Origin of the sequence: Enterobacter sp. HSTU-ASh6 (assembly GCF_026319105.1) — a bacterium.
Lineage (GTDB): Bacteria > Pseudomonadota > Gammaproteobacteria > Enterobacterales > Enterobacteriaceae > Enterobacter > Enterobacter sichuanensis.
Genome location: NZ_WSPD01000002.1, coordinates 313,786 through 336,912, shown reverse-complemented (window position 1 = coordinate 336,912; position 23,127 = coordinate 313,786). Strand labels below are relative to the sequence as shown.

Here is a 23,127-nt window from a genome sequence, read left to right as displayed (position 1 = left end):
CTTATTCAAACATGGGCGGATAGAGACCGTGACGGCCCGGGCGGGCCCCCCCTGCCGGATCGAACAGCAGGGTGAAAAGCTGCCCGGTAAAGTTACCGCTGTGAACGTGGGTGTACAGCGGGTAACCGTCGCAGCGGTTGGTCCACCAGTAGCTGGTCTGCCGAAGGGGATCAAAACATTCTGCCGCCTGTGGCCAGCCCAGGGTGTTCTGGCCGTCCTCGTCATAACCGATCACGTCAAGGATGTCGGAACGCTTTTGCGGCTCGACGGGCTGGGGCGCCGGAATGGTCATCAGCATTTCATCCAGCTGCGAGGCGGAAAAACTGTTGCGCACCGCGTGCAGACCCAGGCGCCCAATCTGCTGGTACCAGCTCTCAGCCTGGCTGAGCAGGCTGGTCGACCATTCAGACGGGGCGAAGCTCAGCTGCAGGCACACCGGGTACTGGCGGCCAACGCTGTCGCGGCCGGGCAGCAGACAGCCCATCTGGATCATCTGGCTGCCAAGCATCGGCGGTACAACAAAATTCCAGACCGGGGCTTTGTGAAACTGGCGTTCGCCGCTGCGCTGCTCTTCCTGTTGCCAGGCCAGCAGACCGACCTGAAACCAGTGCGACCACTGGCGCTGTAAGGTGTCAGGAAAGCGGCGCTGCAAAAAATCTCCGGCGCTGGGTAATTTGCCATACCAGCTGTAGCGGTTCATCGCAGGGGTATTCGTCATACGGCTGTCCTTGCGGTTATGGGCATGAGAAACGAGGAAGCTGGAACGGGTTGCGAATGCTGTTAGGCGCAAACTCCAGCGTGACCTGATGTCCGTCAACGTTGAAGGTGGCCTGACGGCTCAGGCTCCCCGCCCCCGGGCTGGTGCTCGCTTTATCGAAGAAGCGGTTCAGTGCCCAGGCGCCGTTGGTCACCAGCGTTGCCGTGCTGCCGTTCGCCAGGCCCAGTTGCATACGCACCTGGTTGGTACCGCCCGGCCCAGGCCAGTTCATGATCTGCACGGCCTGCGGGCCATGGCTGTAGCGCAGCAGCTGGCCGTCAACGTCCAGGGTCAGGTTCAGAATGGTATTATCCATTCGCACGGTGCGTACCGTCACCTTGAAGGACGGCGTGGTTGCCCCGTTAGCAAAGAAGGCATCGCGAATAGACTGGGCCTGCTGGAACGGTCTCAGCAGCCCTTCGCTGCCCGGCAGCGTTTTACCGTCGATGCCCGGCATAAAGCGCCAGTTCGCCTGGGTGGTGTCTACCTTGTTGGTCAGGTTGTCGCGGAAGAAGGCGTCCATCAGTCCGGTGCCCGGCGCAAACATGCGCGCCAGATCGTCAGGGGTCACCTCGGTGCTGGCGCTGCGCACCAGCGGGTAGCGACCGGCAATGGCCTGACGGCAGAACCCCCCCACCTCAACGCTGATTCGCTTACGCACGTTTTCCAGGTCACGGCGCTGGGTGTCGCTGCTGGCGCCTACCGCCATATTGCTGAACATGGTTTGCAGCCCGCCCGGCAGACGACCGGCGCTGGCCTGCAGGCGGCTTATCGCCTCGCCACCCGGGGCCGGCATGCCGCTGTTGGCGGCGTCCTGTACGGCGGTCAGGTAACGATACAGCTCATCCACTTGCTTGAGAAAATCATCAAAGACGATGGTTTTCCCGCCCTTCTCCAGCGGCTGGGCCAGATCAATCATCGGCGCATAGTGGTCGGTCACCAGCTGCTCCGGCGCCTGGGTAACCACCGCAGCCTGCGTCGGGGCATTGTCATTATTGCTGAACAGCGCTTCCAGGGTGCGGGTCGCCCGGTTGCTCTGCTCCTGTGCTTTACCCGCCTCTTCCGGCGTCGGTGCATTACGCGACAGCGTCAGTACCTGGCTCAGGTTCTGCACCAGACGGCGCAGCGGCGAGTTTGCGCCCGAGAGCAGGCGCGCGGTGTTGATGCGCTGGGAAAGATCGGCGCTGTTATTCAGCTGAATGTCGGCAAGAAAGCTATCCCAGTTAGCGATAAAGTCGCGCATGTAGAGCTGGCGGACGGCGTTATCGATCTGCTGTTTATCTTCCTGCGCGGTGCTGGCCCCCAGCACCCAGGCGTCGTCCTCGTGCAGTGCCGTGGTGACGCTGTCAATCTGGCTGTTAAAGCTTTTCCAGTAGCCGTCCGGCGTATAGAGGCCCGGCACACCTTCACTCACCGGCTTACCGCTTTTGCGGGAAAAGACCAGCTCGCTCTGTGGTCCGCCCAGGTCGGAAAGGGAGACCGGTTTAAGGTTTTCATCATGCTCCAGCAGGCGCTTGAGACGACCGTACACGCGCGTGGAGAGCGGCTGCTGGTTGATCAACGCTCTTTCGCGTGCCACCAGGGACTCGTCCTGCGCGTACGGGGAGGCCTGAATTTTCGGCTCCAGCAGCTGCGTCAGGTGCCATTCAAGCTGCTGCAGCTGCGCCTTCGTCACATTCTGCGGCAGGTTACGCTGCAGGTTGAGCATCACCCACGAGTGCAGGAATTTACCGTCATAGTGCTTCGGCTGGTAGAGCATCTGGTAAGCCTTCAGCGCTTCATAGCTGTATTCCACATCGCTGCCGTTGTCGTTACGAAGCCAGGTGGTGATGTGCATGGCGACGGCAGGCAGCAGCATCTGATCCAGTGCTTTCTGGTACAGCGACTGGGCGGCGTCGCTGACGTCATCCCCACGGTAGAGCCCCATACGGCGGGAGACCGGTGGGTCATTGACGTCAAAGGAGTCGCTTTTCGGCAGGTCAACCAGCCCGTTCAGCAGCGGCAGCAAATCGAACAGATCGCGCTGAGGCTGGTTCTGCAACGCTTTGCTCTGCTGGTCCAGCAGGGGCACCTTCGCATCCACCTCGTCCAGATAAGCCTTGTTTTTGGCATAGCTGGTCAGCCACAGGCTACCCAGGATCACCAGCAGGGCCAGCAGCGCCGCGTAGCCAGACCAGATCACCGCCCGGTTGCGCAGTTCCCACCAGCGGTTTTCACCGGCGATGCCGGCTTCCTGGAAAATGACGTTTTGAAGCAGGTTTTTAATGAAGAAACTCTGGCCTTTTGCGCCCGGAATAGGCGCTTCTTTGCTGACCGAATCCCAGTGTGCTGACTCATCCCCTTCCGGCAGCGACAGCGCGCGGTTCAGTTCGCCCATCACCCGGTCGAACGGCATCCCTTCCTGAGTACCGCTGGCGAAGTAAATCCCGCGTGGGGAGAACTCGGTTTCAAAGTTGGAGCGGGCGAAGACCGTGCTCAGGTAATCCGCCAGCAGCGGACGCAGGGCAGCGAACTCCTGTGGGAAGAGGTACGCTTCGGCACGGGTTTTAGCGTCATGCTCTTTGAGCATGGTTTCCGGCAGCCCGGCATCCAGGCGCTGCTGTAAAAGCGAAAACTCCTGGTGGAAGTTGCCCATCAGGTCGAAATCGGCGTGTTTGGTCTGCTCCCATGGCAGGGTAAAGCCCCAGATCTGGTCGCGCTGCGCTTTGTCGTAGTCGGCAAACCAGGCGCGGAAGCCTTTAAGCAGGTCGGCCTTGGTTACCATCACGTAGACCGGGAAGCGAATGCCCAGCTGTTCATGCAGTTCAGACAGACGCTGACGCAGGTTCACCGCCTGCTGGCGGGACGCCTCGGCAGACTGGGTGAGCAGGTCAGAAATGCTGATGGTAATGATGACTCCGTTGATCGGCTGGCGGCGGCGATACTTGCGCAGTAGCCCCATGAACTGCAGCCATTCGCCGGCGTCCTGCACCTGCTCACTCTCCTGCGTGGTGTAGCGACCCGCCGTGTCCAGCAGCACCGCCTCGTTGGTGAACCACCAGTCGCAGTTACGCGTACCGCCAATGCCCCGCAGCGCGGTCTTACCGAACCGGTCGGCCAGCGGGAACTGCAGGCCGGAATTCACCAGCGCCGTGGTTTTCCCCGAACCTGGCGCGCCGATAATGACGTACCACGGCAGCTGATAGAGATATTGCGTGCTAAAACGCTGCGTCCACTTGGCACCCTGTCCCGCTTTGCTGAAGTGCGCTTTTTTCAGCATCTGCGCGGCTTCATCAAAGCGGCTGGCGAGGATCTGCTCCTCGTTGTTCAGCCGTTTCTGCGGATCCGCCGCTTCCGGGCTGGTGGTGTTCTCATTGAGCTTGTCCATCAGCTTGCGGTTCAGCCAGGCATTGTACAGCCGCGGCAGAATGTGGCCCTGCGCCCAGAGCAGATAGACCACGGCGATGCTGATAATACGGTTCTGCTCAGATTCGAGCGGTCGGGTGTCCACGATGGACAACAGGGGACCAATCATCCAGATCACCGCCGCAAGCGCCGTTACGCCGAGGAAGCTCCACAGAATGCGGTTGGTCAAAATGGAAAGAAGTGTAGTCAGCATCCTTAGTTTCCTTGCGGCAATCCGTTCAGCTCAGCCTGCGTATTTTCAGGCGACACCAGCAGAGTAATTTCCACACGGCGGTTACGGGCGCGGTTTTCTGGCGTCGTGTTCGGCGCTACCGGGTTAATCTCGCCCCGCCCTTCCGCTTTCACGCGGCCAGGCTGAGAGAGGCTTCCCTGCAGCATTTTCTGTACCGAGCGGGCACGTTCCAGAGAGAGTTCATAGTTAGAGGCAAAGCGCGCGCTGCGAATCGGCACGTTGTCGCTGTAGCCCACCACCAGAATTTTGCCGCTGACGTTATTCATCGCCTGTGCAATGCGGTTGATGACAGGTTCATAGCGGTCGCGCACGACGGTCGAGGCGGAGGCAAACAGACCATCACCCTTCAGGATAACGACGCTGCGGTCCGCTTCGTCCTTCACCGCCACCAGACCCGCCTCGATTTCCGGCTTCAGGAAACCACGCAGATTGAGCACCGCGGGCATCTGGCGTGCCGGTTGCTGGATGGTGGTTTCCGGCAGCTGGGACTGGTAAATCTTCGCCAGCACCGGGTTGGTGTTGTCGCCAAGACGCCAGTTCAGAATGATGTAGAACAGGCAGGCGATAAACCCGGCCAGCGCCACGCAGGCCCACAGGGGCACCATCGGCCGCCACAGTTTACGCAGCACCGGGCGATCTTCCGGATGGGGCGAGAGCGGCGGCGGGTAGCTGCCGCGCACGCCGCGGATCATCTGCCACAGACGCTGCTTGATGGTGTCAAGCTGGGTGCGGCCATTGTCCAGCACCCGGTAACGTCCTTCGAAGCCAAGCAGCAGACAGTAGTTGATCATCTCCAGCAGCAGGATATGCTCGCGCGGGTTTTGCGACAGGCGCGCCAGCAGCTGGAAGAACTTCTCGCCGCCCCACGTTTCGTTATGGAACGTCACCAGCAGCCCATTGCTTGACCAGACGCCGCTGCTGCCCCAGGGGGTGAGCGCGGCGGCCTCATCGAGCGCCGTGCACAGGCAGTAACGCGCCCCGACGATCACTTCGTAGGGCAGCCCCGCCTGCTGGCAGCGGACTTCGAAACGGCGAATCTCATCGATCAGACGCTGGCGCAACGCCACCTGATCGTCATGCGACACCGAATGACGGATCTGCGGGATCGCATTAAGCAGCGGGTTGGCGGCCGCCACTAGCTGATTGTTGCTACTGGCTCCGGTAAACGCGGCATCACTGCCGGTGTCCTGTCGTTCCTGCATATTAAGCGCTCGCTTTATTATTCTGTCGGGCTACGGATGGCCCAAAACTCCATATCCAGCCCCGGGAACTCCCCTGCAAGATGCAGGGCGAATGCGCCGGACTTATCCATCTCGTGCCACAGCTCGCTGCCCTTCTCGAGCTCGAAGTAGATGTAGCCGGCATGCCACGGGATCTGCGGCGGCGCGACCGGCATGGCGCGCAGCATTATGCCCGGCAGCTGCAGCTGGACCAGATCGCGGATTTTTGAGACCGGTGCGATCTTCATCTGGGCCGGGAAATGGGTTTGCAGGTGTTCGCCTGGCACGTTGGCTTTTACCGCCAGCACGAAGCCAAACTCACGCACCATGCTGGTTTCAGGCACCGTGGCGATGTTCAGGCCATGAGAGCGCTCGTTAAGCGGCAGCTGGATCGCGTGGTCTTCCATCACCAGCGACAGTCCCTGACGCAGCATCAGCATCAGTTTGCTGAAGCAGTTTGCCAGATCGTCATGATCGTAAATCGGCAGCACGCTTTCCGCGGTACGTTGCGACGTCCAGGTGGTGAGCTCGGTGGCAAACGGCAGCCAGCTGCGCCACAGCGTTTCCGGGTGCACCAGCGGGAGGGTTTTTAAATGAGACACCTCACCCAGATGACGGTTAACCAGCGACAGCAGCGTAAACTCGATCATTTCAGAGGTGTTGAAGCGGCCGGGCTGGCGCAGACGACCGCCAATCTGCTGGCTGCGCTGCACCAGCAAGCCGTGCAGATCGTTAATCATGCTGTAGATCTGCGGGCTGTTGTTGGCGTTCAGCATCGGCGGGATGTAGCTGTTATCGAGCCGCACGTGGTTGTCGTTACGTTTCTCAGCCACAAACGCCACGCCGATGGCGGTCCATTCAGCGGTGAGATCTTTTTCCAGCATCAGGGTCAGACGCAGGCGGCCAAACTGGACGGTGGCATCTCCCACCGACATGGCGTTATCGTCTTCCACCTCTTGCTCGAACGCGATAAAGCGCGCCAGTGAGGCTGGCTCTTCGCTAAAAATCACCTCTTCTTTCTCGCCACGACGAACCGGGAGCGCGAGCACCACCTTTTCATTGGTGAGGTTGTCAGGAATTTTCAGCGGTACAGGACCGTTGCGCCCGTTACGGACCTGGAAAAAGGTGCCGTCCGGCAGCAACCCGCTGCAGTAGCTCAGGGCAATGCATCCCTGGCGAAGCATCGCTTCATCCAGTTCAACGTCGAGAAAGCCCCACAGATAAGAACGCTGCAGCGCACCCCATTCACGAACATGGTTGAGCAGATAACTTTCAGTCCGCTGAAAATGGTGTGGACGCAGGAACATGCCTTCGGTCCAGACGACCTTTTCTGCTTTGGTCATGATGATGTGTTTCCTGTTATGAAGCGCGTTACTGGCTGATGACCCGAATGCCGTTCACGTCGAGAAAGACGTTGGCCTGAAGCTCATCTGCGGACCATTTCCAGAACTGGTAGATATGATTTTCGCCAGGCACAGGCAGAGGGAGTGAAACGCGCCATTTTTTGCCATCCAGCATCTGATATTCCGCCATCACACCGATGTAGCGGGCCTCCGGAGAGCTTTGCCCGCTGAGGGTTTTAGACAGTTGTCCCGGCATCAGGAAGAAAACATCGCTGTTCAGCAAATTCGCGCCAAGCGTGGCTGACGCGTTGTTTTGCAGGGAGTAGAAGTCGCTGGACATAAAATCCGCATCGGATTTCAGCAACAACACCCGAACCTTAAGCGGCGCAGATTCATTGATTTGTGGATGGGCCTGAAACTGCAGATTGTAGCGGGAAGGGTCGCTGTGTGAAGACGACGTACAACCACTGACAAGGGCGAAAACCACCGCGTAAAAGAGTAACCACAGCGTATGAAAATTTTTATTATTCATAAAAATGCGCTCATGACGCCGTTAGTTCAGGATCCAGGTACCGTTAGCGCTGTCTTTGCAGGCTTTGCTGTTACCATCGACATCAACACAGGTCGCTTTTTTACGCACCTTAGGACGAATGGCCTGTTTACGCACGGCAGCTTCATACTGATCGGCTTTAATCACGGCACGCATCGGGACGTAACCAATCAGCTGATCGTTACCTTCATCGGCAAGCGCCATCCAGTAGTGTTCAACCTGCCCCAGCACCACGTACGTTTTACCGGTATCGAGCGTGCGGATAACCTTGCCGCCAAAGTCAGGACGGCTCATCAGGGAGGCCGGATACATGGCACGATACGGTGCGTTGACCGGCGTAAACTCCGTCGGCGGCGTCACCGCATGACGGTGGGTTAAGGTCACGCCGTTGACCTGGCTGGTCTCGATCGTATCGTCATTGATCACAGGTTTCTGCGGCGCTTTACAGCCCGCCACCGCCATTACAAACAGAAGTGAAAACAGTACGCGCATTTTCATATGCTTTTCCGTAGCGATATTTCGATGATGGAGAAAAGGGGATGGAGTTTGACTTAAGTGCTATTGTTAAAATAGCCAGGATAATTTCGGGGCGTTACTGGTTTACGGGCATAGCTACCGCACGAGCCCTTCAGAATAAGGCCCTGTGTCTTCCTGACATATTTTGACAAACGGTAAACAAGTTTACATGAGCTTCGCATCAATTCAATATTTACCGCCACGGAAGTGGTGGTTAATGAAGCAGTCGGAAAATTATAGGATTAATCTGATCAAATGGCGTGAAATGTCTTACATACGCTTATTTCCCCACCAACACACATTCTAATGCACTGTTTTAAAAAGGAAAAATACCAAAAGAGAACCAGTTTCATTAACCCAATACGGCTATTATCGCCACTACCATAATTAGTAGAATTCCCGTATTCGTGATGTCAGAAAAATATATCGACGATGAATTATTTGTTGCACTAACAGGGCATCTTTAATATTTAACGCCATTCGCGATCGCCATTCAGACATTTCCTTTATGCTGCGCGGCGTTAATTTCACAGCTCAAAATAAGTTATATTTCATGTTGTGATAATTCACCACTTAGACATAAATTATATCCATTAATCATTAAGCCTGAGTAAACCTTTCCGGCTTTATCTCCAGTGGAAAATGCGCTTCACCCCAGACCGGGCGTGATGAATAGCTTTTCCCTCCCCTCATCTGTTTCATTCGAAATTTTAATGATGCTACATCCACCCAGCTCGTTGCCATTTATCGCACCTACCGCATGATAGATAAGATTTATTATTAAAATGATAAAATTTCGTTATAATTTCTTTAAATCTTTAAGCAACACATCAGATAATCCACTGAATTAAATAACATTTTAGATAAGTCATTTTGCAGTGCCGCCTCACCTGCGCGAGCCGGGCGTCATTGCTGTTACTTATTGCCATTTCAGTGGTTTTCGTGATGCCGCCGTTGTAAGACTGAACAGATCAGGAGTTGGTATGAACAAGAAAAGACGCGCAGTACCCGGTATCAGACATTATGCGGGCCCTGCCGGAGGCTGGGGCGCGTTGAAGGCCACGGCCATCGCGGTACGTACCCAAATGGATACCTTTGATGCCCCGGCGACGCTGCTGCGCACCAATCAACCTGACGGTTTTGACTGCCCGGGCTGCGCGTGGCCTGACAAAGAACACAAATCAACGTTCCAGTTTTGTGAGAACGGTGCCAAAGCAGTGACCTGGGAAGCGACCACCAAACGCGTGACCCCGGCGTTTCTGGCCGAAAACAGCGTCACCTCGCTGCTGGCAAAATCGGACTTTGAACTGGAAGGATACGGTCGGCTGACGCATCCCCTGCGCTATGACCGGGAAAGCGACACCTTCAGGCCTGTGGAATGGGACGAGGCGTTTCAACGCATTGGCGAGGTGATGCGCGGGCTCGACCCGAACCAGGTTGAGTTCTATACCTCCGGGCGGGCGTCGAACGAAGCGGCGTATCTGTTCCAGCTGTTTGCCCGGGAATACGGCACCAATAACTTCCCCGACTGCTCGAATATGTGTCATGAAGCCACCAGCGTCGGTTTGCCACGTTCGATAGGCATCGGCAAAGGCACCGTCTCGCTGGACGATTTCGACAAGACTGAGCTGGTGATCTCCATCGGCCATAACCCCGGCACCAACCATCCGCGCATGATGGGCACCCTTCATGAGCTGGCCCGGCGCAATGTGCCAATCATCGTCTTTAACCCGTTACGCGAGCGCGCGCTGGAACGTTTTGCGGATCCGCAGAGCGTGATTGAAATGGCGACCTACGGCTCCACGGATATCGCTTCAACCTATTTCCAGGTGAAGGCCGGGGGCGATGCCGCCGCGCTGAAAGGTCTTGCCAAACACCTGCTGGAAATGGAGGCCGAACGCGGCGGCGTGCTCGACCATGCCTTTATTGCCGAACACACCCAGGGCTTTGAGGCGTTTGCCGCAGATATCGCACAAACCCGCTGGGAGGATATTGAGCGCGAGTCGGGTCTGAGCCAGGCAGCGCTCAAAAAGGTCGCCGGGGCCTATGCGAAATCGAATGCCACCATCATTACCTACGGGATGGGGATTACCCAGCACAATAAAGGGACGGCCAATGTCCGCCTGATCGCTGACGTGCTGCTGCTGCGCGGCAATATTGGCAAGCCCGGCGCGGGAATATGCCCGCTGCGCGGCCATTCAAACGTGCAGGGAAACCGTACCGTTGGGATTAGTGAGAAACCCACACCGGCCTTCCTGAACCGTCTGAAGGAGGTGTTCGGTTTTGAGCCGCCATCTCACCATGGGCATGACGCGGTGCAGGCGACGCAGGCGATGATCGACGGCCGGGCAAAAGCGCTTATCTGCCTCGGCGGCAATTTTGCGGTGGCGATGCCCGACCATGAACGCGGTTTCCCGGCGATGGGCACTCTGGATCTGAGCGTCCACGTCGGCACCAAGCTGAACCGTACGCATCTGCTGGTGGGTAAAGAGACGTTTATCCTGCCGTGTCTGGGTCGTACCGAGCTGGATATGCAGACAACCGGCCGTCAGTCCATCACCGTTGAAGACTCTATGTCGATGGTGCATGCCTCTTCCGGCAAGCTGAAACCCGCCTCACCGCTACTCCGGTCTGAACCGGCTATCGTCGCCGGTATGGCGAAAGCGACCCTGCCGGCCACGCGCGTGGACTGGATGACGCTGGTTGAGGATTACGACCGCATCCGCGATCTGATCGAGCAGACCATTCCAGGCTTTGAGCACTATAACGCGCGGATCCGCGTTCCCGGCGGTTTCCGTATGCCGCTGCCGCCAACGCAACGTATCTGGCCAACGGCGACGGGAAAAGCGATGTTCTCGGTATTCGACGGTGTTCACGAGAACGCCAGCGGTGAGGGTGAGCACGTTCTGCGCCTGATCACGCTGCGCAGTCACGACCAGTACAACACCACCATTTACGCCCTCGACGACCGCTATCGTGGCGTGTTTGGTCGCCGCGATGTGCTGTTTATGAACGAGGAGGATATGGCGCAATCAGGGCTGGAACACGGCGACCGGGTGGATATCGAAACCGCCCTGCCCGGCAGCGTACAGCGTCTGGAAGACATCACGGTGGTGGCGTACAGCATCGCCCCGGGCTCTGTCGGCGCCTACTACCCGGAGGCCAACGTACTGGTCCCGCTCGATTATCTGGACAAGGACAGCGGTACGCCGTCTTATAAATCGGTTCCGGTTCGCATCACCCTGCGCTCAAAAGAGATCCGCATGCTGTAACGCCGTTTGCGCAGAGAAAAAGATGGATATTAAACAGTTAAAATATTTAATCGCACTCGACGAGACCCGGCACTTTGGTAAAGCGGCCGCCCAGTGCAATATCACCCAGCCGACCCTCTCCATGCGTATCCGCAGCCTGGAGGAGGAGCTGGGGCTGGTGCTGATTGTGCGCGGACAGCGCTTTGAAGGGTTTACGCCGGAGGGGGAACGCATTCTCGCGTGGGCTCGCGCGCTGCTGGCCGCGCACGACGGGTTACAGGCGGAAGCGTCGCTGTGCAAAGGCCAGGTGGTGGGTGAATTACGCCTGGGGATGGTGCCGCTGGCGAGCGTGGATCCGATGATCTTCATTCGCCTGCTGACGCAAAAATACCCGGAGCTGACCTACAGCCTCTATTCCATGTCCTCGGCGCAGATTGCCGATGGCGTCAGCCGCAACCAGCTCGAACTGGGGATTTGCTACCTGAACAGCATCGACACCAGCCTGTTCGACATTATCCAGTTGCCCAAAACGAAGATGGGCCTGCTGCACGACACCCGCCATTTCCGGTTAAGCCAGGAGAGACTGACCTGGCCCGATCTGACGGCGTTTCCGCTGGGGTTTCTGACGAAGGGGATGCACTACCGGGCGCATATGGAGGCCAGCTTCCAGTCTGCCGGCATCGAACCGACGTCGGTGTTTGAAAGCGACTCCACGTACCAGATCATTCAGGCGGTTCAGAGCGGCGTGTGCTGTGCCGTGATGCCGCTGAACAACGGGCTGGAAGAGTTGAACAGCCATTTCAGGATAGTCCCGATTGCCGACGCGGATATCGAGGCCCCTGTCGGCCTGATTATGCGCCGACAGAAACCCGTCTCCTCGCTGGCGCTGCGCTGCTTTAACGATGCGCATGGGATTTTTCAGTCGGTCAGTACGGCGTAATCCTGACGCGTCACCACGCTAAAACCGCCGATCAACACCGCGTCGCACACCTCCCGGTGTGCCGGTGAACTCACCAGCGCGTGGAGCGCATCGCGAATGGCGTTCAGGGTTTCAGGCGAGGTGTGATGCGAGGTGATGAGCGGCAACCCTGGCGTCAGGGGAGTGCGGTCAATGACCGCCAGCCCCGCAAGCCGTTCCGGCTCGTGACGCTGGAGCAATGCCCAGGTAACGCAGTCGATGGCCGCTATATCCCCTGCCCCGCGTTTGACCTCAATCAGCGACTGGCGATGGCTGCCGCTAAAGGACGTTTGCGCGAAAAACGGGCCGTCCTTCACCAGGGGAGCCACTTTTTTTCGCAGCGCATGATAGCCGGACTGCGAGTCGGCCGAATTACAGACCGCCCGGCGTCCGCGAAAATCGGCCAGCGAGAGATGCCGATCCTCCGCACGCACCGCCAGCACGCTGCGGTACTGATACCCTTCACAACCGGGTGCTGTGTAGTGAAAACAGCCAACCACCTGCACGTCAGGGAGCCGCGTGACCAGCGGATAACCACAGGTCTGGCTGAGAATAAGCCCGGGCTGTTGCCAGTGCTTCAGCAGTTCAGACTCCGGCCAGTCCGGGTCACCCTCGACGGGCACACCGCGCGCGGCCAGCAAACCTTTTACCGTCCGCCTGAGCGCGCGGGTGTCAGCGCGATCTACCGCGTACATGGGAAACGCCAGCAGGTTACTCATACTTCTCCCCTTGTTGAGCTCCGGGATGAACGGTGACATCGACGGGCGCGGCCCAGAACTGACGTAACCATTCGCCATAGCCCCTGACGAGAAAACCGTGGTTTCGCTCCCGGTACGCCTCCCGGTTCTGCTGGTAGATACGCTTCAGCGCGTACCAGGGGACGCCGGGTAAATCATGGTGTACTGAATGGTAGTTGAGATTTAAAAACAGCATCCGCCAGAATAGCCCGGCCTCGTTGATGACGGAGCGCGCGAACGGGTCATCGGCCGCACGGTGTTCGTAAAACGATCGGACCTTGGTCAGCGCCAGCGCCGGATAACTGACCGCCAGCACAAACCAGACGGGGGAAAAACCGACGTGCGTCATCCAGGCGAAGAGTGCCGCCAGCAGCGTGATGTGAACCAGCCACATCGTCATCGCCCGCAGCTGTAGATAACGAAACGCCCCGACGGCGCTGCCCAGCGTCTGCAGAATATCCAGCAGCGGCGCCAGCAGCAGCCGTCCGGCAAAGGTGTTTCGGGCGCGGATCGCACGCTTCTGCCAGGGGGAAAAGCGCGCCCAGCTCTCCTCGGTAAAATAGTACGACTCCGGATCATCCACCGGATGGGTCAGGCTATCGTACCGGTGGTGGGCCAGATGAGAATCCCGGTACAGGCCATACGGGTACCACACCGCCAGCGGGAGCGTGCCAAACAGCTGGTTAAGCCAGGCAAAACGCGTGGGATGTCCGTGGATCAGTTCATGCTGCAGGGACATGTACCAGGCGGTAAACCCTGTCAGCAGCAGCGTGGCGGGCAGCAGGCCAAGCGTTTGCCAGAACGCCAGTGTGGCAAACCAGCCCGCATAAATCGTCACGATCAACAGCCAGGTGGGCAGTTCGCTTCGCCACAGAAATCCCGATGCGAGATGGTGGATTTGATTGCGTTGTTGCGGATGTAAATAGAGGGAGCTTCGTTTACCCATTCCTTCAGACGCCGTTTCGCCAGAGACAGTGCCCTGACGATCGGGGATAACATCTGAAATCACAAACAACTTAAATCGCTTTGCTTTGCCAGAAACGTGAAGTGCGGGCGCACTTGACTTATTTTGTAATAAAGGTACTTTTCAGGACATGAAGAAGATCCTGATTATTGTTCCTGACGGCGGCATGCTGTTTGAAGCCGCCGGTATCGCCGACATTCTGATGCAGGCCAACCGGCTGCACCCGGAAGGACTGGCGAAGCCCTGCTATCGCATCATCATTGCTACCACCCAACCGCACCAGGTGATCCACGGCCAGTCCGGCCTCAATCTGCTGGCGGACTATCGCCTGCCGGACCTGGATCCCCGTGAGCCGCTGGATACCATCATCATTACCGGTCGCGGGGTGAACGAGCAGGAGAGCCTCGCCGTGGTGGACTGGCTGCATCTCGCCGCTCCCCATGCGCGGCGGATCGCCTCCATTTGCGGCGGTGCGATGCTGCTGGCCCAGAGCGGTTTGCTGGACGGTCGTCGCGCCACCACCCACTGGCGGCTGCTGGAGACCATGCAGGCTCAGTACCCGACAATCCGGGTCGAAGGCGGCCCGCTGTATATTCAGGACGGTCCCATCTGGACCTCCGGCGGCGTGAGTTCCGGGTTTGATCTGACCCTGGCGCTGGTGGAAGACGACTACGGATTTACCCTCGCCCGCGACGTGGCGCAGGATATGGTGATGTATCTGCGCCGCCCCGGAGGGCAGCTGCAGTTCAGTCGCTACAACCTGCAGCAGCCCGGCACATCGGGCCCGATAAGCGAGCTGCAGGCCTGGATGCTGCAGAACCTCACCGCCGACCTGTGCGTGGAAACTCTGGCTGAAAAAGCGGCGATGAGCCCACGCAATTTCACCCGCGTGTTTACCCGTGAGACGGGCGTCTCGCCTGCCCGCTACGTGACCGAAGCGCGTCTGGCCGCGGCCCGCCAGCTGCTTGAGCAGACCAGCGCTCCCCTTGAGCGCATTGCTGAGCAAAGCGGGTTTGGCACCAGTATTAATTTGCGGCGCGTGTTTGAGAAACAGCTCCACCTCACCCCGGGCGAGTATCGCCAGCGATTTCACTGCCGGAAAATGGCGTAATCTGATCCTTTTTTGTCGTTTACGCCATCCCGCCTGACGCCTACAGTGACTCCAGACAACAGAGATAAGGAGTGCACCATGGTTAAGGTCGGTATTAACGGTTTCGGCCGTATCGGACGTAATTTCCTGCGCGCGGCGCTGGGCAACCCGGATCTGCAGATTGTGGCCATTAACGATCTGACGGACAGCAAGACCCTCGCCCATCTGCTGAAACATGACTCCCTGCTGGGGAAACTGCCCGCTCCCGTTGAAGCGGCCGACGGCGCGCTGCAGGTCGACGGGCAGAGGATCACCGTATTCAGCGAACGCGATCCGGCGAATATCCCGTGGCGTGATGTCGGCGTGGACGTGGTGATTGAGGCCACCGGCTTCTTTACTGAACGGGAAAAAGCGGCGGTACATATCACCCACGGTGGCGCAAAACGCGTCATCATCTCCGCCCCCGGAAAGAACGACGACCTGACGATTGTCATGGGCGTTAATCATGACCAGTACGATCCCGCCCGGCACGTTGTGGTGAGTAACGGGAGTTGCACCACCAACGGTCTGGCGCCGGCGGCTCAGGTGCTGCATCAGCAGTTCGGGATTGAGCATGGCCTGATGAACACGACGCATGCCTACACCAACAGCCAGGCGCTGCACGACCAGCCTGAGAAGGATCTGCGCGGCGCGCGCGCGGCGGCGCTGTCGATTGTGCCTTACTCCAGCGGCGCGGCGAAAGCGCTGGGGAAAGTGATCCCCTCCCTGGACGGTAAGCTGACCGGGTATTCCCTGCGCGTGCCGGTTCCGGTAGTGTCGATTGTCGACTTAACGGTGACGCTGAGCCGTAACGTGACCGTCGAAGAGGTAAATGAGGCCTTCCGCCACGCGGCCGCCAGTGGCCCGCTGAAAGGTATTCTGGGGTACAGCGATGAGCCGCTGGTCTCCAGCGATTACCAGGGCGACCCGCGCTCCTCAATTATTGACGGGCTTTCCACGCTGGTGATTGGCGGGAATATGGTGAAAATCCTCGCGTGGTATGACAACGAATGGGGATTCTCAAACCGTCTGGTGGATTTGGCGGTGTGGATGGATAAGAAAGGGTTGTAATACCTGCATTAATGCCGGGTGGCGCTTGCGCTTACCCGGCCTACAAATTATGTAACTATTAAACATCTCTCTTCACTCCTCTCAGAATTAATAAATGAAGATAATTCTAAGTCTATTCAACGGCTGCTAATTCATCACATCAATTATTAAAAAGCACCCATTAGCTTAGAAAATAGGTCAGTGGATATTCTTCATTTTACTTTTAAAAATGCGAGTGCGATCGCTGTGCCCAGGCGACAACATAGCCCATGATAAACTCTGTACACAACAGGGGCAGGTTATGTATTACAGTAAATCGATTATCGAAAAAATTGGGTCCGATAAAGAACTTGCTTTAAGGCTTGATCGCGCCATAGCTGGAGTGAGAGACGGAGCTATTGAATATTTAAATAATCTTGGCGATGCTACAACACGCTTACTCTATTATACGTCTTGCTTCACGGATAATTACCAGGATGTATGTAAGCGATTAGGTTATGAAGATTTAAGGTTTTTAGCAGGAGTAGCACAACTCGTTAAGCATAGAGATATAATTTTTAGAATGGTTAGGATTTATATTGAAACGATGCTTCATAACAAATCCAACAGCCAAAGAAAAAGCATTCTTGAAAGTATAATACCATTTACAACAAACTACTCAGTAAAGCAGGTCTCTAAGAATGGGTTGATTTATGCCGTCACGTCATACATCTGTTATGGTAATAACATGAACGCGGCCGTACAAAGTGCATTTGTGAAAAAGATTGGTTGGGGCACAGGAGGTGTAATTAGCGTATTAAACCTTTACGCTATAGTCCAGCATGCGGCAGACAGCGCAAATACACTGAAAAAATTCCAACCGTTGTTTTACCATGCGCTGTATGTTGAAAAGCTGGAAATGATGTATTTTCTTATTGAACCCGTGATAATGAAGACCGGATATCTTAACTTAAACACTGCATCCGATGGTGAAATTGCTGATGCGCTAAATAAAATGATGCAATAATGTGGGAATCTATAAAAGAATTTTTGATGCAATTTTTAAAAAGTTTTTTAAAAGATATTATGGATGATTTTTTTTGGTATGGCACTGGAATATTCGCTGTCATTCTAGGTGCTGTCGCAGTGAGTTTTATAGAAGATGAAGAAATTGCACTAAGGGTTTTTGGGATTATTTTATTAGTTGTTTACTTCATTGCATTTCGCTACAAAACAAAGGGTAAATAAATGTCTACACCAGCACATATATGGCTCACAGATGAAAATAACGCCACGATTACTGGGGAGTGTTTAATGCCTACGAGATTGGGCTCTACCGAACTAAAATCGTTTAACCACTCTGTGTGGATCCCCACCGATTCCAACACGGGAAAACTGACAGGAACACGACTTCATGTGCCAATTACCTTTGAAAAAGAAATAGATCGCATCACACCCTATCTATTTCGTGCCGTCTGTACAGGTAAAATCTTCAAAACAGCATTAATCAAAATGTATAAGATTAATGACGCCGGGATCGAGCGTGAATATTTCAATATCACTCTGGAAAATGTCAAGATAACAAGGATCTCCCCTTTACTGCACCCGTTAGGTATCGCAAGTGCTCATATGGAAGAAGTCGAACTGCGATATGAATCAATCGAATGGAAATATTGTGAAGGAAATATAGTGTTTAAAGACACCTGGAATGAAAGAGCGACTGCCTAGAATAATGGATATCTATAAATACCCTCTCCCGAAGGAGAGGGAAAAAATCACTCCGCCTTAACCTTCACGCCCATAAATACAATCACCATCGCCGTCACCAGCAGGAAACCGCTGCCGGCGAAGACGCCTGTGGCACCGTTGAGATCAAACACCGCCCCGCCACCGGCAGCGCCAGCGCTTATCGCCAGCTGGATTGAGGCCACCAGCAGCCCCCCCGCACTTTCGGCTTCATCCGGTACGGTGGTAGCAAGCCAGGTTGACCAGCCCACCGGAACCAGACCAAAGGCAAAGCCCCACAGCGCAACCAGTAAGCCGTCCAGCATGGCCAGATGTCCAAACGCCACCATGGTCAGCGCCAGTACGCCCATGGCGAACGGCACCAGCGCGAGCGTCAGATGCAGATTGCGTGACAGCAAATGCCCGGCAACCGACGTTCCCACAAAGTTGGCGATACCAAAGCCCAGCAGGATCAGCGAAATACTCTCCACGCCCACCTGACCAACCGTTTCCAGGAACGGACGCAGGTAGGTAAAGAAGGCAAAGTGGCCGCTGAAGATCAGGATGGTCGCCAGCATGCCGCCGATCATCCCCGGACGACGCAGCACGCGGAACAGCGTCCCAAGACTGCCGCTGCTCTCAGGTTTCATGGAGGGCAGCACCCACAGTTGCCACAGCAGCGCCAGCATGCTCGGCAGAATGCAGAGAATAAACACGTTGCGCCAGCCAATCAGGCTGCCAAGATAGCTGCCCAGCGGCGCCGCGACCACCGTGGCAATCGATACGCTGGAGAAGATCACCGCCAGCGCCTTCGGCACTTTATCGGCAGGAACCAGACGCATCGTCGTGGCCGTCGACATCGCCCAGAATCCCCCGATGGCAATCCCTAACAGCAGGCGTCCCATCAGCAGGACGTGCAGCGTGGGCGCAAAGGCCACCAGCAGACTGGAGATGATTTGCAGCACCGAGAAAAACATCAGCACCCAGCGGCGGTCGATACTCTTGGTCGCCGGAGTAATCAGCAACCCGGTGACCAGCGCCACCAGCGCGGTGGCGGTTACCGCCTGCCCGGCCATCCCCTCGGTGACGCCCAGGCTTGCGGCCATTGGCGTTAACAAACTGGCGGGCAGAAATTCTGCCGTGATCAAACCAAACACCCCCAGCCCCAGTGAATAGACGGCCCGCCAGGCGGGTTTTGCAGGCGCAACAGCCTCTCTCGCCGCGACACATGAACTCATCTGTTGATCTCCCGTTATGAAAATGTGACAACTGTAGCAAAAGCATAGAGGGTTCACCGTGGACGATCTATGACATATAATCTCCACTTATTGATTATTCGTCCGGAGTTTTGCCATGACCGCTCAGTCCCCCGATCTGATCAGCGAACTTTTGCACGGCATGCGCTTGTCGGGCGTGAAATATCGTCGCATTGAAGCCAGCGCGCCGTTCGGAGTGGCGTTCCACCAGGCCCCCGGCCGAGCGCAGTTTCATTTCGTCAGCCGTGGTAGCGCCCTGCTGCGTATGGAGAGTGGCGCAACGTTCACCTTAAGCAGCGGTGATGCCCTCTTTATTCCGAATGGCGACGCACACGCCCTGCTGTCGGACGAACAGGCCACCCTCACCCCGGTCACCGCGTTTCCCAGCGAGCCCATCTGCAGCTCAGTTTGCGCGATCACCTGCGAGCCGTGTCCGGACAGCGAGAACACCATCATCTTTAGCGGCTGTATGGATTTTGAACTGGGCGGGATGCAGCCGCTGATCAAAGCGATGCCGGAGGTGATGATGGTCAGCCGGCTGATGTCCACGTGGCCGGAGATCCATCCGCTGCTGGCGGCGATGGAGCGTGAATCCCTGACGCGTCAGGCCGGTTTCGCCGGGATCCTCGCGCGCCTGGCCGACGTGGTGGCGGCATTAATCGTGCGCGGCTGGGTTGAAGGCGGCTGCGGGAAAGCCACCGGCTGGGTGCAGGTTCTGCGCGACCCGCGTCTGAGCCGGGCGATCTACGCCATGCACCAGCAGCCGGGGCTGAACTGGAGCGTGGCGGATCTGGCGAAAGAAGCCGGCACCTCCCGCTCCGTGTTTGCAGAACGCTTTCTGGCGGCGACGGGAACCACGCCGGCCAGATATCTCAGCGAGCTGAGAATGCGGCTGGCCATTCAGTATATTCGCCATGAAAATCAGCCTATTGAAACGGTGGCGCTGCGGCTGGGGTATGGATCGCTCGCGGCGTTCAGCCGGGCGTTTAAGCGGATTATCGGCCATGCGCCGGGGATACTGCGGGAAGCCAGCCAGACCCCGGAAGAGGCCTGACCGGCGTACGGCATCAGAAATAGTATTTAAAGCGCACGCGTCCGCCGTAGCGATCGTCGCTTCGGTCATCGCCATCGTTCGGATGCGCTTCCACCCAGGAAGCATACGCGCCAAGATAGATGTTGAAATTCTTCATCTGCATCACGTTCGGGATCAGGTATGACGCATGAATGGTGTGAATATCATAATCCCCTGGATCGGTCACCCAGCAGTCGCCGTCACAGTCCGCGTCGAAGTTTGCGGTGTTGAAATTGTCGATCTGGTTATGCGCGTAGATATAGCCCAGTTCGAAATTGCGCCATAAGCCATTCACGCCCGCGGTGAAATCCGTCTCATCCGTGGCATCCATGTAGGCGGTATTCAGATTCGCCACGATCCCGTTATCCGGATCGGTTTTTTGTCCGTTCCACGTCAGGGTGAAACCGTAGCCGGTGCGGTCAGACTGGTCTATCCATTTTCCTGACGCATCACGGTAGCCATAGGCGTTGTTGACGAGGTTGCTCTCCATCGCGATGGCCGTCGAGAAGTTCCCTTCCTGCCAGGCAATGACCGGCCGGACATAGGCGACGTTTTTATCGTTATCCAGGTCCACACCGTGATACTGCTGGTCCACAAACAGTGAACTGCCATCTTCCAGCAGGGTGTTTACCTCGAGATACCAGTTACCCAGCGTTTTGCTGATCAGGAAGTTACCGCCGCTGTCGCTACGCCCGCGCCCCTCTTTCATCATGTAGATGTAGCCGTAGCCATCGCTGTAGAGATCGTTGGCGGTGTTGCCGGAATATTCAACGAAGGTATCCTGATTAAGCGGGAACATGTCATAGGCTTCGAAGCGGCCCACTTTCACCTTCCAGTCGTTTTCTGTGCCAAAGAAGAAAACGGCATCATCGAGGTTCATTTTGCCCGTTAAGTCAGCCAGCGGCTGCACGGAGAAGCCGGCGAAATTGCCGTTTGCCATCCGTTTATAGCCGTCAAAACCTAACAGCAGACGCCCGTTAATATCCCAGCGTTCATGGCTGCCGGGCGCCCAGTCTTTGTTGGCCGTCGTTTTCATGGAGGTTAAACTGCCGGTCTTGCTGGCTGCGTCCATATTAAATTCAACATCGCCATAAAACTTAATATCACCGTAGCCGGATAACGTCAGCTTCGGTGCCGCTTGTGCTGTCGCAGGCTCCGTCGCTTCCACCACAACAGGATTTGCGACCGCGACCGTTTGCTGCTGTTTTTCCAGTACCTGAATTTGTGCCTCCGCCTTTGCCGCCCGGCTTTCGGCTTTTTCAAGACGCGCCTCCAGTTGCGCCAGTTTATCTTCCAGACGCTGGGTATCGTTTGCTGCCATTGCTCCGGTAGTACAAAACGCACTGACAATGAGTGCAAGGGTTTTCACTTTCATCGACTCCATCCTCGTGAGTTAATCATTATTTCCTGACGGACACAGAGAACCTCACCGATACTTCGCATGAATTATCGGCTTACTACTGAAAGCATTAAGAGTTAGCGAATTCGCCTTTATTTAAATCATTCACCACGCCATTCATGACGTTTTCCGTTAATTTATAAAACTTAATGGAGAATGCAGTGAGTAAATAAAAGAGAGAGGGAATCAAGGTAAACAGAAGAATGACGCCCTGAACGGCGGATTCCGATTGTACAGTGCTGCTGGATTCATAATTGTACCAGGCCAGTACCCAGCCCAGAATAGCACCGCCGACCGCCACCCCTAATTTAATGACGAATATATTGGCCGCAACATTCATACCTGTAATTCGACGCTGGGTTTTCCATTCACCGTAATTATTTGCATCGGTGATCATCGACCACTGCAGCGCACCGTTACCGCCCTGAACAATCTGAATAAGAATGTGGGCAATTAAGGGAATAACCCAAAATTCCAGCGGCAGCCAGAAACAGGCCACGCCTAACGCCGCATTGAGAATATTGATCCAAAACGAGAGTTTGACCTTGCAAAAACGGGTGCCAAATGGCTGTGCCAGTACGGAGCCCAACATCGAGGCCAGCATCCCGCCCAGCATAAAGTACGAGATGATGTCGGCTCCTTTGTTCAGTACGGTATTAACGTAATAGACCACCGCGCCGCCGCGGATCACCACCGCTACCAGCATCATAAAATTGTAGATGGAGAGAATGCGCCACTGATCGTTACGAAAGAGGATCTTAACGTCACGGGCAATGTTGAGATTCTCCTCTTTGATGGGTTGCACGCGCTCTTTGGTGGTGACAAAACAGACGATAAACATCAGGCAGCCGATCGCGCCGAAGAGCGCCATCGCCACCTGAATACCTTTCGCTCTGTCGCCCGGGTAGAGGTAATCAGCCAGGGGCAGAATGAGGGCGGTGCCAAGCGCACCGCCAATCGGTGTGATGGCAAAACGCCAGGACTGCAACGAGAGGTTTTCGCGTGGGTCGGACGTTAGCGCCGCCCCCAGGGAGCAATACGGGATATTAATGGCGGTATACATCAGGGTCATAAATATATATGCGCCGACGGCATAATAAATTTTTCCGGTTTCGGTAAAATCCGGAATGGAATAAACCAGCACGCAACTCACCGCAAAAGGAACGCATATTGCCAGCAGCCAGGGCCGAAAACGGCCCCAGCGCGTGGAGGTTGCATCAGCAATTGCGCCCATAATCGGGTCGGTAATCGCATCTAATAAACGCACCAGAAGAAACATGGTTCCCATGACGGCCGGGGGTAATCCATAGATATCCGTATAGTAATACGCCAGAATGGCCACCGATGAGTCAAATACAATATGACTCGCTGCATCGCCCAGGCTATAGCCTATTTTCTCTTTGACCGGAATTTTCTCTGCAATTGACATCGCGTGACTCCTCATTTATGAAACCGGTTTCTTTTGTAACGATAATTTCGCCTGAGAGCCATGCGGCGATCCATTATGTTTTTTCACCTCGAACTTATGTTTTTTGCTTTATGTGATCGTGATAATTAAAAGAAAGCGTTCGTCGGGCACATTCT

19 protein-coding genes are annotated in these 23,127 nt (G+C 56.1%); 8 read left to right on the top strand and 11 right to left on the bottom strand.

What is annotated here, in order from left to right:
- Position 1 precedes the first annotated feature (1 nt).
- Genes tagF through GM298_RS03930 form a run of 6 tightly spaced genes read right to left on the bottom strand, consistent with a single transcriptional unit; the run spans position 2 to position 8,005 of the window.
- Positions 2–718, bottom strand: coding sequence for a type VI secretion system-associated protein TagF (gene tagF, locus GM298_RS03955; RefSeq protein ID WP_025756847.1), 717 nt, complete (start codon positions 716–718; stop codon positions 2–4).
- Positions 719–734: 16 nt separating this feature from the next.
- Positions 735–4,355 carry a type VI secretion system membrane subunit TssM gene (gene tssM / locus GM298_RS03950; protein ID WP_266153628.1) on the bottom strand — a complete coding sequence of 1,207 codons (3,621 nt, stop codon included), beginning with the start codon at positions 4,353–4,355 and terminating at the stop codon, positions 735–737.
- Positions 4,356–4,357: 2 nt separating this feature from the next.
- Entirely contained in the window at positions 4,358–5,596 is a 1,239-nt protein-coding gene (locus GM298_RS03945) for a DotU family type VI secretion system protein (protein WP_025756849.1), read from the bottom strand.
- Positions 5,597–5,613: 17 nt separating this feature from the next.
- Positions 5,614–6,957 carry a type VI secretion system baseplate subunit TssK gene (tssK, locus tag GM298_RS03940; protein ID WP_266153626.1) on the bottom strand — a complete coding sequence of 448 codons (1,344 nt, stop codon included), beginning with the start codon at positions 6,955–6,957 and terminating at the stop codon, positions 5,614–5,616.
- Positions 6,958–6,985: 28 nt separating this feature from the next.
- Positions 6,986–7,489 (bottom strand): type VI secretion system lipoprotein TssJ, encoded by a 504-nt coding sequence (tssJ, locus tag GM298_RS03935; RefSeq protein ID WP_047958915.1) that lies wholly within the window; start codon positions 7,487–7,489, stop codon positions 6,986–6,988.
- Between the two features lie 21 nt (positions 7,490–7,510).
- Positions 7,511–8,005 (bottom strand): hypothetical protein, encoded by a 495-nt coding sequence (locus GM298_RS03930; RefSeq protein ID WP_025756852.1) that lies wholly within the window; start codon positions 8,003–8,005, stop codon positions 7,511–7,513.
- A 1,001-nt stretch (positions 8,006–9,006) separates the two neighbouring features.
- Here GM298_RS03930 and GM298_RS03925 point away from each other — a divergent pair.
- Both GM298_RS03925 and GM298_RS03920 read left to right on the top strand, forming a co-directional pair.
- On the top strand, positions 9,007–11,295 hold the full coding sequence (locus GM298_RS03925; RefSeq protein ID WP_266153625.1) for an FdhF/YdeP family oxidoreductase: 2,289 nt from the start codon (positions 9,007–9,009) through the stop codon (positions 11,293–11,295).
- Positions 11,296–11,317: 22 nt separating this feature from the next.
- Positions 11,318–12,214 carry a LysR family transcriptional regulator gene (locus tag GM298_RS03920; RefSeq protein WP_266153624.1) on the top strand — a complete coding sequence of 299 codons (897 nt, stop codon included), beginning with the start codon at positions 11,318–11,320 and terminating at the stop codon, positions 12,212–12,214.
- Here the strand turns inward: GM298_RS03920 and GM298_RS03915 are convergent.
- Together GM298_RS03915 and GM298_RS03910 are read right to left on the bottom strand one after the other, a co-directional pair.
- On the bottom strand, positions 12,193–12,951 hold the full coding sequence (locus GM298_RS03915) for a phosphate/phosphite/phosphonate ABC transporter substrate-binding protein (protein WP_266153623.1): 759 nt from the start codon (positions 12,949–12,951) through the stop codon (positions 12,193–12,195). The two genes, GM298_RS03920 and GM298_RS03915, sit on opposite strands and share 22 nt — an antisense overlap.
- The gene (locus GM298_RS03910) at positions 12,944–13,915 is read right to left on the bottom strand and encodes a fatty acid desaturase (protein ID WP_266153644.1); all 972 of its coding nucleotides are present in this window, start codon (positions 13,913–13,915) and stop codon (positions 12,944–12,946) included. The genes GM298_RS03915 and GM298_RS03910 overlap by 8 nt, the downstream gene beginning before the upstream one ends.
- A 148-nt stretch (positions 13,916–14,063) precedes the next feature.
- Here GM298_RS03910 and GM298_RS03905 point away from each other — a divergent pair, with 148 nt between their 5' ends.
- The 5 genes from GM298_RS03905 (at position 14,064) to GM298_RS03885 (ending at position 17,819) form a co-directional block, all read left to right on the top strand.
- Positions 14,064–15,044, top strand: a complete 981-nt coding sequence (locus GM298_RS03905) for a GlxA family transcriptional regulator (RefSeq protein ID WP_266153622.1) — start codon at positions 14,064–14,066, stop codon at positions 15,042–15,044.
- Between the two features lie 78 nt (positions 15,045–15,122).
- Positions 15,123–16,133 (top strand): type I glyceraldehyde-3-phosphate dehydrogenase, encoded by a 1,011-nt coding sequence (gene gap, locus GM298_RS03900; RefSeq protein WP_025756858.1) that lies wholly within the window; start codon positions 15,123–15,125, stop codon positions 16,131–16,133.
- Between the two features lie 280 nt (positions 16,134–16,413).
- Positions 16,414–17,118: a hypothetical protein gene (locus GM298_RS03895; RefSeq protein WP_059386823.1), complete on the top strand. Its 705-nt coding sequence runs from the start codon at positions 16,414–16,416 to the stop codon at positions 17,116–17,118.
- Positions 17,118–17,339, top strand: coding sequence for a hypothetical protein (locus tag GM298_RS03890; RefSeq protein ID WP_225287629.1), 222 nt, complete (start codon positions 17,118–17,120; stop codon positions 17,337–17,339). Before GM298_RS03895 ends, GM298_RS03890 begins: the two co-directional genes overlap by 1 nt.
- Positions 17,340–17,819: an Hcp family type VI secretion system effector gene (locus tag GM298_RS03885; protein ID WP_266153621.1), complete on the top strand. Its 480-nt coding sequence runs from the start codon at positions 17,340–17,342 to the stop codon at positions 17,817–17,819.
- A gap of 47 nt (positions 17,820–17,866) precedes the next feature.
- Here the strand turns inward: GM298_RS03885 and GM298_RS03880 are convergent, their stop codons facing one another.
- Positions 17,867–19,054, bottom strand: a complete 1,188-nt coding sequence (locus GM298_RS03880; RefSeq protein ID WP_025756859.1) for an MFS transporter — start codon at positions 19,052–19,054, stop codon at positions 17,867–17,869.
- Positions 19,055–19,169: 115 nt separating this feature from the next.
- Between GM298_RS03880 and GM298_RS03875 the strand changes: the two genes are divergently transcribed.
- Positions 19,170–20,126, top strand: coding sequence for an AraC family transcriptional regulator (locus GM298_RS03875; RefSeq protein ID WP_025756860.1), 957 nt, complete (start codon positions 19,170–19,172; stop codon positions 20,124–20,126).
- A gap of 13 nt (positions 20,127–20,139) precedes the next feature.
- Here GM298_RS03875 and GM298_RS03870 read toward each other — a convergent pair whose 3' ends face one another.
- Together GM298_RS03870 and GM298_RS03865 are read right to left on the bottom strand one after the other, a co-directional pair.
- A complete protein-coding gene (locus GM298_RS03870) occupies positions 20,140–21,519 on the bottom strand; it encodes a carbohydrate porin (protein ID WP_266153620.1) in 1,380 nt (459 codons plus the stop codon).
- Positions 21,520–21,613: 94 nt separating this feature from the next.
- Positions 21,614–22,972, bottom strand: coding sequence for a glycoside-pentoside-hexuronide (GPH):cation symporter (locus tag GM298_RS03865; RefSeq protein WP_266153619.1), 1,359 nt, complete (start codon positions 22,970–22,972; stop codon positions 21,614–21,616).
- Positions 22,973–23,127: the final 155 nt, after the last annotated feature.

What these genes read in the sequence shown, in the direction of transcription:
- GM298_RS03875 (WP_025756860.1), top strand. Translation starts at nt 19,170, where the DNA reads ATGACCGCTCAGTCCCCCGATCTGATCAGCGAACTTTTGCACGGCATG.
- GM298_RS03920 (WP_266153624.1), top strand. Translation starts at nt 11,318, where the DNA reads ATGGATATTAAACAGTTAAAATATTTAATCGCACTCGACGAGACCCGG.
- GM298_RS03895 (WP_059386823.1), top strand. Translation starts at nt 16,414, where the DNA reads ATGTATTACAGTAAATCGATTATCGAAAAAATTGGGTCCGATAAAGAA.
- tssM (WP_266153628.1), bottom strand. Translation starts at nt 4,355, where the DNA reads ATGCTGACTACACTTCTTTCCATTTTGACCAACCGCATTCTGTGGAGC.
- tssJ (WP_047958915.1), bottom strand. Translation starts at nt 7,489, where the DNA reads ATGAATAATAAAAATTTTCATACGCTGTGGTTACTCTTTTACGCGGTG.
- GM298_RS03870 (WP_266153620.1), bottom strand. Translation starts at nt 21,519, where the DNA reads ATGAAAGTGAAAACCCTTGCACTCATTGTCAGTGCGTTTTGTACTACC.
- gap (WP_025756858.1), top strand. Translation starts at nt 15,123, where the DNA reads ATGGTTAAGGTCGGTATTAACGGTTTCGGCCGTATCGGACGTAATTTC.
- GM298_RS03890 (WP_225287629.1), top strand. Translation starts at nt 17,118, where the DNA reads ATGTGGGAATCTATAAAAGAATTTTTGATGCAATTTTTAAAAAGTTTT.
- GM298_RS03925 (WP_266153625.1), top strand. Translation starts at nt 9,007, where the DNA reads ATGAACAAGAAAAGACGCGCAGTACCCGGTATCAGACATTATGCGGGC.
- tssK (WP_266153626.1), bottom strand. Translation starts at nt 6,957, where the DNA reads ATGACCAAAGCAGAAAAGGTCGTCTGGACCGAAGGCATGTTCCTGCGT.
- GM298_RS03880 (WP_025756859.1), bottom strand. Translation starts at nt 19,054, where the DNA reads ATGAGTTCATGTGTCGCGGCGAGAGAGGCTGTTGCGCCTGCAAAACCC.
- GM298_RS03885 (WP_266153621.1), top strand. Translation starts at nt 17,340, where the DNA reads ATGTCTACACCAGCACATATATGGCTCACAGATGAAAATAACGCCACG.
- GM298_RS03905 (WP_266153622.1), top strand. Translation starts at nt 14,064, where the DNA reads ATGAAGAAGATCCTGATTATTGTTCCTGACGGCGGCATGCTGTTTGAA.
- GM298_RS03915 (WP_266153623.1), bottom strand. Translation starts at nt 12,951, where the DNA reads ATGAGTAACCTGCTGGCGTTTCCCATGTACGCGGTAGATCGCGCTGAC.
- GM298_RS03865 (WP_266153619.1), bottom strand. Translation starts at nt 22,972, where the DNA reads ATGTCAATTGCAGAGAAAATTCCGGTCAAAGAGAAAATAGGCTATAGC.
- GM298_RS03910 (WP_266153644.1), bottom strand. Translation starts at nt 13,915, where the DNA reads ATGGGTAAACGAAGCTCCCTCTATTTACATCCGCAACAACGCAATCAA.
- GM298_RS03945 (WP_025756849.1), bottom strand. Translation starts at nt 5,596, where the DNA reads ATGCAGGAACGACAGGACACCGGCAGTGATGCCGCGTTTACCGGAGCC.
- tagF (WP_025756847.1), bottom strand. Translation starts at nt 718, where the DNA reads ATGACGAATACCCCTGCGATGAACCGCTACAGCTGGTATGGCAAATTA.
- GM298_RS03930 (WP_025756852.1), bottom strand. Translation starts at nt 8,005, where the DNA reads ATGAAAATGCGCGTACTGTTTTCACTTCTGTTTGTAATGGCGGTGGCG.